Consider the following 12301-nt stretch of genomic DNA (forward strand, 5'->3'; position numbering starts at 1 on the left):
TTTATTCCCTGGAATACTCCCAGCTTTTTAACACCTGGGGCAGGGGAGTGGGACGGGACAATCGATATGAGCCCTCAGCCCCTACTATCCGTTCGGCTCCCGGTGCATCTGAACGACTCTTCTTCCTCACCTATACATGTTGCTCAATGCGGGAAACTGAGTGAAGAACCAGCTTGGATATTTGTTCCGAAAAACAAGCGAGGTGCTCAGTCGCGCATGGATTATTGTGGCATTGTTGAAGCTTTTAACCCGACTTGGATATAAAATGGCGGCACAGTCGCGCTGGCGGCGTGAGTAGTTCAAAAGCGGGGTCAGTGGTTCAACCCAAGTGCAAGACATAATCGATGAAGGGCCACTTGGTGGCAGGAGAAACAAGAAGGCTAGAGGCCGCGGAGATCAGCGTCGGGAGGCTGATGACCAGCGGCGACTTCGAGTTCGTCATTCCGGAGTAATCGCCAAACTCGGCAAAGGAGCCAACATTCAAACCGACACCTTGCTCAGGATCTGCCAATTCCTTGACTGCGACATAGCCGACATCTGCGAAGCAATCCCAGCAACACCGAAGGGAGAGACCGACTAGATGGCCAATCAGCGTCTACAGCTCACCTGGTACAACAAGGACAAGGCTCTCATCCCCACTGAGACTGGGAAGTACGGGTACACGTGGGTTGACCCCTCTGATCCGCGTTACTGCGAGACCCATACCCTCGTGCTGGACGACTATGTGCAAGGTAGCCAGACACCGAAGTCTGACGAGTTCGCCTACTCCGAGCGCGCTGACCTGGAGCCCCAGGATGACAACCTGCTGATCTTAGGTGAATCGGGCGATGTCCTCGAAGCCCTCACCCGCGTGCCCGAGCTTGCCGAGAAGTACGTCGGCAAGGTGAAACTGATCTACATTGATCCGCCGTTTAACACCGAGAAGGCGTTTAACTATTACGAAGACAACCTGGAACACTCCATCTGGCTGACCATGATGCGCGACCGGCTCATGCACATGAAGAAGCTACTCGCCGACGATGGGTCAATATGGATCCACCTGGACTTTTCTGAGAACCATCGCATGCGGCTTCTTCTGGATGAGGTGTTTTCTTCTGGCTCATTTATTGGTGAAGTCACGTGGAAGAAGCGCGGGAACTTGCCAAATGATCGCCCTATGGCAGCTAATGACGACAAAATTCTGGTCTACGGTTCAGAGTGCGCCTTCAACTTGCGCCCACGTCCTACCGGGCACGGAGGTTATATCAATACCGATGGTGATCCTCGTGGCCCCTGGGCTACGCACCCGGTTGACGCTAACGCGAAGGGTGGCAGAAATGTTGAGCATCTGCGCTATTCGATTATTAATCCCCAGACGGGAGTCGCATACACTCCTGCTGCTGGACGCAACTGGGCGTATTCCCAGGAAGACATGGAACGCGGAATAAGGGATGGACGTATAATTTTCGGCCGCACTGGTCATAGCGGACCTGTTAAGAAGGCATACCTGTCCGAAACTAGGGCTGGCCTTACCTGGCCCACGCTGTGGTTGACCGATGAGATCGCTGATTTCGTGTACAACAATGCGGCCGATAAGCATTTGCAGTCCATGTTCCCTGGTAGGAGCCCATTCGACACCCCAAAACCAGAAGAGTTGCTGGAGCGCATCATTCACATTGGTTCGAATCCTGGCGACATTGTGTTGGATGTGTTTGCTGGGTCGGGGACGACGGCGGCGGTGGCGCAGAAGATGGGTCGTCGTTGGGTGACGTGTGAGTTGTTGGAGTCGACGTTCACGACGTTCACGCGCCCTCGCCTGGAGAAGGTGCTCAACGATGAAGATCCGGGAGGGATAACCCGGACGAAGGGCGAACGAATCGACGCTACGGAAGACGGGCTGCCTGATGGTGTCTCGCCGGAGGACGCCGCGAAATTCACGAGCGTGCTCAACAAGCTGATCAAGGACGACCCGGAATTAAAGAAGAGCGTCGAGGTGAAGTCACTGAAGGCCGCTTCGAAGACCAGGCGTACGAAGGAAGTGGTGAACTGGCGTGGTGGTGGCAGTTTCCAGGTTGCCCATCTGTCGCCGGCGTGTTTCGACTATGACCCGGAGCTGGATCGGGTGATGCTGACGGCGGCTGCGACCGGCGAGACCTTGATCGAGTCGGTGGCCGCCAACCTCGGGTTCACACTGTTACACCCGGATGATGACTACATTTTTGATGCCCGTCGTGGCAATGCCTTGTTGAAAGTGGTGGAGGGTGCCGCCACGGTCGGGATCGTCGACTGGCTGGCCTCCCAAGTTCAACCCGGAGAGACGATCGTGCTAGCAGCAACCACCGTGATGGACGGGGTTCGTCAGCATCTACGCAAGCTGGTGAAAGGGTCGCGGGTGGTTGCTTTGCCCGATGATGTGTTCCGTTACAGCGAGGGTGGTGAGCTGTGATGGCTAAGCGGCTGAATATCAGTTTTGATTCGGACATGTTGGAGTCGATCAGTGCCGAGTTCGACCTGCGTGCTCCGAATAAGGAAGCACTGCGCCAGCTGGTCTTCACTCTCGACGGTGACTATGACCCGGACGTGATGCAGGTGCTGAACCTTGCTACGGGTGTGGGGAAGACGTATTTGATGGCGGCGTTCGTGGAATATTTGCGTCGTCAGGGTGTGGGCAATGTGGTGATTGTGACGCCCGGTAAGACGGTGCAGGCGAAGACGGTGCAGAATTTCACTCCCGGCACACCCCGCTACATCACCGGTGCGGCGCTGCCGCCCGAGGTAGTCACCCCGCAGGACTATTCGGCGTGGATCGCCCGGCAGAACGGCCCCGCCCAGCTTTCGTTCGGGCGGGAAACCTTGATGTTGGCGTTCATCTTCAACATTCAGCAGTTGATCGCGCCGAAGGAGGTCGAGGGTGACACCCACGGCGCTACGCAGGATGCGATGCGCCGTAAGCCCCGCCGGTTCGATGAGAACGCTGGTGTGCTTTTCGACTACCTGAAGGGTCTCGATGATCTTGTGGTGATCGCCGACGAGTCTCACTTGTACGGGTCGAGCGCGGTGGCGTTCAATGCAGCGTTGAAGGAACTCGACCCAGCAGCGGCGATTGGTTTGACCGCGTCGGTGGACAAGAAGATCGATCATGTGATCTTCGAGTACCCGCTCTACCGCGCCATCCAGGACAAGTATGTGAAGGCCCCGGTGTTGGCATTCCGCAAGACGGGATATGGTAGCGACGAAGCCTCTGAGGAGCAGCAGTTGCGGGATGCTCTGCAGCTGCGTGCGCTCAAGCAGGCGTACTACGACTCGTATGCGGCTTCCCAGAACCGCGATCATGTGAATGCGGTTGCGTTCGTGGTCTGCTCCGATGTGGAGCATGCCACTCAGGTTGCTGAGCTGCTGCGTACCCCGGAGTACTTCGGCTGGGAATCGGCTGTGCTGCAGGTGGACTCTAAGCACGAGGATGAGTTGACCCAGCGTCGCCTCGACGAATTGGACCGGCCCGAATCGCCTGTGCTGGCAGTGGTGAGCGTGAACAAACTCAAGGAAGGTTGGGATGTCAAAAATATCGCGGTCGTCGTGACACTACGGGCGATGGCCTCCGAAGTGCTTACCCAGCAGACCATGGGAAGGGGCCTCAGACTGCCGTTCGGCAGATACACCGGCGTGTGGCAGATTGACCAGCTCGACATCATCGCTCACCAATCCTTCACCGAATTGTTGAACGCCGAGAACGTGCTACAGCAGTTCGGATTGGACGAAGCCGTCCCCGAACCCGACAAAGCCAAGGTAGAAGAGGTGATCCGTAAAGCCGCCGAAGAGTCCAACACGGATACAAGCACAGACACGACCGGTGGTCAACCATCGACTACGACTATGCCGGGGACCGGTGCTGGCACCGGTGGCGTAGAACCGCAGCCGAGCACCGTTCCCGGCAACGGCGGTGACGAAGGTCTGGGTTTGCCCGGTGTCGGAGTTCGCACCATCACCGCCCCGGAGGATCAGCCCACCTGGGAATTGGTCTCGATCGGACGGAACCCCAACTTCGCCGATGTGGCCTACCAGTTCCCGGTAACCACGATGACTGTGCAGCAGCCACCCATTGACCTGTCCGAAATCAGTGACACCGAGATTGAGCAAGCAGCGCGTCGGGTCACCTCTGCCGGGGACGTGCTGCTGCGCAAAGAGATCATCGCCGCCCTAGGCAAGAAACTCCGGGCAGAGGATCGAGAAAGCGCCGAAGTCGACTCCGTCCACATCGCCGACGCCGACGCCGAGGAGGCGCTGGTCAAACTAGTGATCAACATGTCGCTGGTGCCCAAAACCGAACAGACCGCCCGCTACGTCGCTAGGTTCCTAGTGCCGAAGTTCATGCAAGCAGTGACGTTCACCGGCTGGACCATCAAATCCCTCGACTCCGCCCGCGCCGAACTCCTAGCTCTGATCAAGAACTACACAACCGAGACACTGCGAGCCACCCGCGAGGTGCCGACCATACACCCCAAGTCAATGCCAGGCACCGGCTACACGCTCCCGTTGGGTGAGAAGGTGCATGACCAGATCGAGAGTCGTGACCAGTTCGTGCGAGGCCGGGTCTACGGCGGCTGGTTCAAGTCGCTATTCGCAGAGGAATCCTTCGACTCCTTCACCGGCGAATACCAGCTTGCTCGCCTGCTCAACACGTCGCCGGGGATCGTGTGGTGGCACCGGTTGCATCCGCAAGACCAGGCGTTCGTGTACTACAACGCGAAAGACCGCTACTTCCCCGACTTCGTGGCCTTGGACACCAACGGGGTGCATTGGATCATCGAGGGCAAAGACGAGCGCGGCCGCGATGACACCAGGGTGCAGGCCAAGCGTCAGGCTGCCGAGGCGTTGGTGCGCCGATTGGTTGCTGAGGATACCTACGCCGGTCAGCACTGGGGCTATCTGATCGCCTACGAGCAAGACACCGCCCGCGCCGACTCGTGGGAAGACCTGAAAGCCTTCGCCAGCCCGGTCAGCAACGCCCTGTAGCTGCGAGTTCGCCTGCGCGCATCACGGAACTCCAGCGTTGCGGCAGGTCGAGGTTTTCGAGGAGGAAGCTGGTCAGCCGGTAGGTCAGGCGAACTTGTACTGTTGCGAGTTCGGGGTAGTGCATGGTGGTGGCTCCTGTCTTTGCGTCACGTACATACACGCTCTGATCAGGGCTAATAGCAAGTCGTAACCGGCACTACCTTTTGGCGCTCCACTGTCAGCCACACCCGTTGTGTGGTTCACGTCGTCCGGCTCCACCTCCCGATCGCACCAGATATCGAAGCCGCACTGTCCAAATATGTGGCTCGACGGTCAACACCACGGCTCGTTTTGCCTAGTGGCAAGCGGGTTTCGCCTCATCTGCGTCAACCGCATCTCGTATGGCGTTGTATCCGCTTCGATACGGTTTGCGACCCATCAGCTCCGCAAAGCATTCGTATCTCGCACGGTCCTTGGATAATCCGTGGCAACTGGCGGGATGATTCATCGCCCGCGCGAGCATACCTTCGCGTCATCACCGATCAAGGAAGCGATCTCCTTCTGATTTATACAGACAAACAACGGTGGATAGAAGAGGCTTTCTCAGCAGAATCTGACGGTGAAAGATAAACTGACAGAATGCGCATTTCACCCGAAGACCTTCGTCGCGTCGCTGAGTTCGATGAAGCAATCATTCGCAATCAAGTCGGCTATGCTGCTTGGGCGCGCGCGAGTGCACTGTGTGAAGGAAACAAAGTCACCGATGTTGAGATCGGTGACGACGGAGTTTTTAGCGGACGTGTGGCTTCAACGGGGCTTCGTCTCAAAACCTGGGTTGGACTCAACGGAGGGCAACCTGTTCTGACCTGCGCATGTATTGAAGGGAAAAACTGTCAGCATTCGGTTGCTCTGTTCCTTGAACTACGACGCCAAATCAACGAACTCACAACGGAAGACGAACCAGAGTGGAAAACGCGTCTCCGCTCCTTCACTCATGCTGGGGATTCAAGCGGAGAGCCAATCGCACTATTGATTGACACTCTGGACCCAGAGCGCCCGTATTGGATGCACCCACTACGCCCCGGCAATCGCATCCAATGGACAAAGAAGCGAGCAACTTGGCCGGATCTGGTGTCGACGCAGTGGGCTTCAGTTTCAGATGGATTATCGCGTTCTCACCTCGGGCTAATCAGAGAAGGCTATCGTCTTGCAAAAGTGGATGATGGTCGCGCGGCACGAAATGAAATTAGTCTTCAGATGCTCGGAGTGGATGCTGCACCGTGGCTACTCAGACTGATCAACCAAGGAATCGAACTCTACTCTAGCCTTGACCCACTGACACCCATACATTTTGATCGATCATCGTGGGATCTGGGTTGCGACCTCAGCCTGCAAGGGGATGAACTACTCCTGCAGATGATGGCCTTTGATGGGGATAAACGTATCCTCAAACCTCGAATTGATACCGCAACTCGCCTGCTCATCTTGGACGGTGGCACACGGGTAGCCCGTGTTGGTGGGCAAGAACTCATGACCCTGTTTGAACGAGGGCCGATCTGTGTGCCCGCCGACCAGATCGCTGAACTGACGACCGCGTATATCCCGCATCTCAAACGTCGTTTTGAAGTTTCTTCAATTGATTCGTCAGTCAATCTTGGCGAAGAAGCAACAGTGCGCATTATTGGACAATGCGACCTTGTCGAAGGAAAAGAATTCACCCTCACCTGGTGGGCGGAATACGACTATTCAGGTTCCCCCTCGCGAGTCCGACTTCAGCAGGTCATGGATTTAGAAGACGTTCGATCGATGCTCGCTTCCCTGAAAACTCTTGCGCGACAGCACGTGCCCGCTTCTTTGTGGGACGGAGAATTCAAAAACCTCCGACTCCCCGCGTGGACTATCCCGCAATTTCGGAAAGATGTGATCGATCAGCTGAATGACTCGCGTCTTGCATGGGAGATCAGCGACGCAGTACTGACGTTCATGATTGATGAAGTCCCGCTCCATTCATCGATCTGCGTCACGCCAAGCGAGGCGCACAATGACTGGTTCGATCTGGACGTTAGACTCGACGTCGGTGGGTATCCGGTTCCATTCAGTGATGTTCTTGAAGCAGTCGCCCACTCGGAACGCTATCTCTACGTTGGCGGGCACTGGGTCAGCATCGACAAAGAAACAATTGAATCCATCGCAGCACTTCTCGAAGAAGCGCGAACCCTTTCTTTTGATGATGAGCCACGCCTCGTACCCACACATCTTGGCCTCTGGGAAGACCTCGACTGCCTTACGGATACGACTGTCGACTCCCAGCAGTGGGAAGCCCGTCTTGAACACCTGCGTCACGCCGGCGCAGATATTCCACTCCAGAACCCCGTGGGTGCCACCTTGCGCCCGTACCAGGTTGACGGAGCGCGCTGGCTGATCGCTCGAGCCTGTAGCCAAACAGGTGGCATTTTGGCAGACGATATGGGGCTCGGTAAAACCCTTCAGCTTTTAACTGCTCTTGCCTCCCTCAAAGAGGCGTCAGCATGCGAAGAAAACGAAGAATCTGACGTCGCATCATCTCTCAAATGCGATCTGCCTACGCTTGTCGTCGCGCCAACATCGGTTTTAAGTACCTGGGAAAAAGAAGCTCAACGATTCTTCCCCGATCTCAATGTGCGCACGATCAATACAACGGGGAAGAGGCGCGAAAGGAGCCTCGCCAGCGAAATCGAAGGCGCAGACATTGTTATCACCTCATACACAATCGTGCGCATCGACGACGAAGAATGGAAACAGATTCCTTTTAACGGCCTTATTCTCGATGAAGCGCAAAATGTGAAGAATCCCAGGACCGCCATTCACCGTGTGCTGCAAGGAATAGAAAGAAACTGGACTTTTGCGGTCAGCGGAACCCCGGTAGAAAACTCTCTTGGCGACCTCTGGTCGATCATGGCCCTCGCAATGCCCGGACTACTTCCCAAATGGTCCCTTTTTAACGACAAAATTCGTCGACCCATCGAAAACGATCACGACGTCACGGCATTGAACCATCTTCACTCTCTTCTTAGTCCCAACATGATGCGTAGAACCAAAGAAGAAGTTGCCACTGACCTGCCCGACAAGATCGAATCCGTTATCACCATTGACCTCGGCACGGAGCACCGACGTATCTACGATCAACACCTCATGGCAGAGCGCGCAAGAATACTCTCACTGACCGATGATCCGAGTGCAAAAATCGATATCCTCGCGGCGCTTACACGTTTGCGTCAACTCGCATTGGATCCCGGCCTTGTTGACGCAACATACGGACACGTCGGCTCGGCAAAAACCGAGTACCTCGCCACTCAACTTGAACAAATCATCCCAAGCGGACACCAAGCTCTGATCTTCAGCCAATTCACAACGTTCCTTACCCGCATTCGTGACTACTTAGAACGACGTGGAATCGCCACAGTCCAACTCGACGGATCCACAACACGCCGAGACGAAGTCATCGAACGCTTCAGATCCGGAGAAGTCCCCGTATTCCTCATCTCTCTGAAAGCGGGAGGTACCGGCCTGACGCTCACGGAAGCAGACTACGTGTACATGATGGACCCCTGGTGGAATCCTGCAGCTGAAGCACAAGCCGTCGACCGAGCCCACAGAATCGGCCAAACAAAGAAAGTCAACGTGTACAGGCTGGTCGGCGCTGACACCATCGAAAACAAAGTCGTCGCACTCCAAGAACGCAAACGCGAACTCGTATCAACAGTCGTCGAAAGCGCAGGAAATATTGAGGGTGGCGAGATCTTATCCGGGCTCGATATGTCCGACCTGGTGGATCTTCTCAGATGAGCTGAAAGGCTCAGAGCGTGAACCCCAGCAGGCGCGCAAGCTCTTCGGGGGTATGCGCGATAGCAACACATTCGTCAAGGTCGCCGTCTTTCGCGTAACCCCAGCTCACACCCATGACGTCAATACCAGCTTGCTGGCCTCCTTCAACATCCCAGCAGGAATCACCGATCAGAACGGGGCGGGAGATATCCATTCCCTTGGCGCTCAGGCGCGAAAGCGCATCGGCGATAACTGTTGCTTTCGAAGAACCGGGACCCGGAGTTGCGCCGGCAATGACGTCGAAAGCGTCAAGAATTCCCAGATGTTCCATTTGTGCCAGAGCTAGGGGCTCTTGCTTCGACGTAGCCGTTGCCACGGGAATCCCAGCGTTGTGGGCGCCACGCACTACTTCATCCATCCGAGGAAAGAGCGGTGGCTCAAGGAAAATCGTGCGGTACAGCCCCCGGTATTCATCGACGAGTTCTTTCGTGATCTCGCCTTCAAAGCCAAGGTCAGCAAATGACCACCAGAGCGGGGGACCAACGTACTTGCGCATTGCATTCGCTGGCGGGGTAGTGACGCCACGCTTGGAAAGAACCACGTTGAAGCAGTGGATCACTGCGGGGGCAGAATCGACAAGAGTGCCATCAACATCGAAAAGTACGCACGTGAATTGTGTTTCTGCGCTCAACCAACTACTCCTTCATCGCTTGCGTCTTAATGGTGGCACGAGGCCGCGCACATTGAGAAACTCTCGGCATTTCGTGGCGCGGAGCAAACAAGCATAACGGTATGCGAGCAACCGTCTTAGCATTCAGTCAAAAATATGGGATAGACCAGGGTTTATCAGTGCTTTTCCAGCTTCATAGAATATTCTTCAACACGTGAAAGAAAACGAAATGAAGAGTCCCGCGCTTCTGGATACTGATTCAGCTCACTTGCGTCAGCGTGCTTGGCGACTTTATTTCGAAGCGAATGGGCGTCTTCATGGCCTGTTGGAATCCAGCTTGAAGAAGAATTTCGGCCTGTCGGTGCCCGATTACAATATCCTGCTTGCCCTGTCCGAAGCGCCGGGTCAATGTCTAAAAATGGGTGAATTGTCCGGCCAGGTTGTCTATTCTCCGTCACGCCTAACCTATTTGGTCACTCATTTAGAACGAGACGGTTGGGTAAAGAAAGTGATGTCGAAGGAAGATAGGCGAAGCTATCAAGCGTGTCTGACTTCACAGGGCGTGCGGATCGTGAAGGAAGCAACTCGTCTTCATCAAGAGACGCTTCGCGAATTCTTGCTTGCGGATATGACCGATGAGGAAATATCCCAGATTGTGAGGGTTTTTTCGGCATTGGATGAGCGACTGCGTTCCCGGAACAAGAATTAACTCCGCTGGGGGCCTTCCTCGTCGCCACTTCCTGTGGACAGTGACTATCGGCGCTATTCCAACAAAAATGCTGATGGTCCCTAGGAGTTTCTCCTTTCGATTTGGCAGTTCGGCTACCAACCGTGTTAGAGTTTTTCACGTTCGACTTGGGGTAATCAAGAAGAGCAAGTCACCTGCGCGGGTGGCGGAATAGGCAGACGCGCTAGCTTGAGGTGCTAGTCCTCGTATTAGAGGGTGGGGGTTCAAGTCCCCCTCCGCGCACAGATGGAAGTCCGGAGCTTGAATAAGTTCCGGACTTTCGTTTTATCTCGGATTTTTCTTACACCCGTGAAGAAAATCCGGATCAATGCAACGAAGCGATGAAAGAGCGTGCGAATGCATATTGATCTTTGGTTCGATGTGACCTGCCCATGGTCGTACCTGGGTATTCGACATTGGCGACAGGCGCTGTCCTCTTTCGATCATTGTGACGAGGTAGAAATTGCGCTCCACGCTTTCTTCCTCGACCCCGAATTGGATAGTGCCCGTGAAGAACCTCGTCGCGTCTATCTGATGAACGAAGGCGAACTCACGTACGAGGAAGCAGTGGCACTGGACGAGCGACTTGAAAAGCTTGGACGTGCAGAAGGCGTCGTTTTTGACTTCGAGAAACTAATCGTTGCTCCATCCTCATATGCACACCGCGTGATCAATGCGGCCCGCATCGAAGACTATGATCGTGACACTCTTAATGGTCCCGACTCAATGCAGTTGAAGCTTGCCGAAGCTTTAGGACGTGCCCACTTTGAGATGGCCCTCGATATTTCAAACAGCGACGTTGTGATCGGTTGCGCACAGGACCTCGGGTTGGACGCTCAGTTCGTCCTCGATGCGCTGACTGATCCGCACACTGCATCCGACGTCTTCTCTGATTTCCAGATCGGTGTACAGATGGGCATCGACCGTGTGCCCACCGCTCTGATCGATCGAAAGTTCGTTGTTCAAGACCATCAGACCGTTCCTGCACTTGGCAATATTCTTGCTACAGCGTGGGCAAACACGGGGAAGGAAGAAGCATGAGTAAAACAGTGTCGCAGACTCTTCAAGGATCGCGCGTCACCTTGGTTCCGATGAACCTTGATTTCGTCGACGCAATTACCGAGGTGTTCCAAGACGCACGCATTAGCGAAACGACGACCGTTCCCCACCCCTATACGAGGGATATGGCGGTTGAGCACCTTTCGCGCTCTGAAGAGTCTTGGAAGAACGGTAACGCTGACTGGGCGATTCTTTCTGCCAAGAATCAAAGGTTCCTTGGTCGCCTGGAGTTTTGGCGTGGACAGCGTGATCCCAAGTCGGCTGAGGTCGGCTACTTCATCCGCACTGATGCCTGGGGTGAAGGGTTCATGACCGAAGCGCTCGGTCTTGCCGTTGATTTTGCCTTTGAGCAGATGGATGTCACCCGCATCGACTGGTACTGCCACGTTGAAAACTGGGGTTCTTGGAAGCCAGCGTGGCGCAACGGTTTTAAACGCGAGGGGATCCGCAGGCGAGCTGAAGGCCCGGACCTCTGGCAGGCAAGCCTTCTGGTCACGGACACTCGCGAACCGAAGACCCCGTGGGATGGGCCCGGTGCCGGACAGGGACCTGCCCTTGATCCTTCGCGCCCAGGAAAGCTTGTTGAGCAGTTCCACCGAACCTACTCCATGCCCGTGCGCCTTGGTACCGGTGCCCTGCCAACCATCGACTACGAACGCCTCAACATGCGCATGTCACTGATCCGCGAAGAATTCGCTGAACTGATGGGCGCCGTGTACGGACCTGTTGCACGGAGCCTCGTTGAAGAAGCAACTGAAAAGGCCGTTGACGGTGACGACCACACGCGAGATCTCATTGAAACTGCCGATGCTCTGGCGGACCTCGTCTATGTCATCTACGGAATGGCAATCGAATCGGGTATCGATTTGGACGCGGTTTTAGCTGAAGTTCAGGCATCGAATCTGTCGAAGCTGATGCCCGACGGTTCGGTAAAACTGCGTGAAGACGGCAAAGTCCTCAAGGGACCGAACTTCTTTGTCCCCAACATCGCCCGAGCACTCGGTGTCGATCAGGGCTGACGCGCCCGATAATCTCGCGTGAAAACCCTTATCACGTGCAAGAATTAGACC

The 12301-nt window shown here is 55.4% G+C and carries 10 protein-coding genes and 1 tRNA gene; 8 read left to right on the forward strand and 3 right to left on the reverse strand.

Translation table 11 applies throughout. The features are described from left to right. Positions 1-319: 319 nt before the first annotated feature. Positions 320-511, reverse strand: coding sequence for a hypothetical protein (locus tag PG731_RS04295; RefSeq protein WP_270772457.1), 192 nt, complete (start codon positions 509-511; stop codon positions 320-322). Between PG731_RS04295 and PG731_RS04300 the strand changes: the two genes are divergently transcribed. The 3 genes from PG731_RS04300 to PG731_RS04310 are packed head-to-tail and all read left to right on the forward strand — an operon-like array spanning position 494 to position 4992. Beyond that, the gene (locus PG731_RS04300) at positions 494-580 is read left to right on the forward strand and encodes a helix-turn-helix transcriptional regulator (RefSeq protein ID WP_243381234.1); all 87 of its coding nucleotides are present in this window, start codon (positions 494-496) and stop codon (positions 578-580) included. The two genes, PG731_RS04295 and PG731_RS04300, sit on opposite strands and share 18 nt — an antisense overlap. Continuing rightward, the gene (locus PG731_RS04305) at positions 581-2425 is read left to right on the forward strand and encodes a site-specific DNA-methyltransferase (RefSeq protein ID WP_270772369.1); all 1845 of its coding nucleotides are present in this window, start codon (positions 581-583) and stop codon (positions 2423-2425) included. It abuts the gene before it with no gap. Further along, positions 2425-4992: a DEAD/DEAH box helicase gene (locus tag PG731_RS04310; RefSeq protein WP_270772371.1), complete on the forward strand. Its 2568-nt coding sequence runs from the start codon at positions 2425-2427 to the stop codon at positions 4990-4992. Before PG731_RS04305 ends, PG731_RS04310 begins: the two co-directional genes overlap by 1 nt. Here PG731_RS04310 and PG731_RS04315 read toward each other — a convergent pair. Further along, positions 4976-5116: a hypothetical protein gene (locus PG731_RS04315; protein ID WP_270772372.1), complete on the reverse strand. Its 141-nt coding sequence runs from the start codon at positions 5114-5116 to the stop codon at positions 4976-4978. The genes PG731_RS04310 and PG731_RS04315 overlap by 17 nt on opposite strands. A 494-nt stretch (positions 5117-5610) precedes the next feature. Here PG731_RS04315 and PG731_RS04320 point away from each other — a divergent pair, with 494 nt between their 5' ends. Continuing rightward, positions 5611-8796 carry a DEAD/DEAH box helicase gene (locus tag PG731_RS04320; protein ID WP_270772374.1) on the forward strand — a complete coding sequence of 1062 codons (3186 nt, stop codon included), beginning with the start codon at positions 5611-5613 and terminating at the stop codon, positions 8794-8796. A 10-nt stretch (positions 8797-8806) separates the two neighbouring features. Here the strand turns inward: PG731_RS04320 and PG731_RS04325 are convergent, their stop codons facing one another. Beyond that, positions 8807-9466, reverse strand: a complete 660-nt coding sequence (locus tag PG731_RS04325; RefSeq protein ID WP_270772377.1) for an HAD family hydrolase — start codon at positions 9464-9466, stop codon at positions 8807-8809. A gap of 193 nt (positions 9467-9659) precedes the next feature. On the opposite strand from PG731_RS04325, the gene PG731_RS04330 reads away from it, so the two are divergent. From PG731_RS04330 to PG731_RS04345, 4 genes are all read left to right on the forward strand, one after another. Then, positions 9660-10154, forward strand: coding sequence for a MarR family winged helix-turn-helix transcriptional regulator (locus PG731_RS04330; RefSeq protein ID WP_411197371.1), 495 nt, complete (start codon positions 9660-9662; stop codon positions 10152-10154). Positions 10155-10329: 175 nt separating this feature from the next. Then, positions 10330-10415, forward strand: a tRNA-Leu gene (locus PG731_RS04335). 114 nt (positions 10416-10529) lie between these two features. Next, positions 10530-11213 carry a DsbA family oxidoreductase gene (locus PG731_RS04340; protein WP_270772379.1) on the forward strand — a complete coding sequence of 228 codons (684 nt, stop codon included), beginning with the start codon at positions 10530-10532 and terminating at the stop codon, positions 11211-11213. Continuing rightward, complete coding sequence (locus PG731_RS04345) at positions 11210-12250, forward strand: GNAT family N-acetyltransferase (protein ID WP_101628199.1); 1041 nt, start codon at positions 11210-11212, stop codon at positions 12248-12250. The genes PG731_RS04340 and PG731_RS04345 overlap by 4 nt, the downstream gene beginning before the upstream one ends. Positions 12251-12301 lie beyond the last annotated feature (51 nt).

This window comes from Pauljensenia sp. OF14-1SRA (genome assembly GCF_027694595.1).
Lineage (GTDB): Bacteria > Actinomycetota > Actinomycetes > Actinomycetales > Actinomycetaceae > Pauljensenia > Pauljensenia turicensis_B.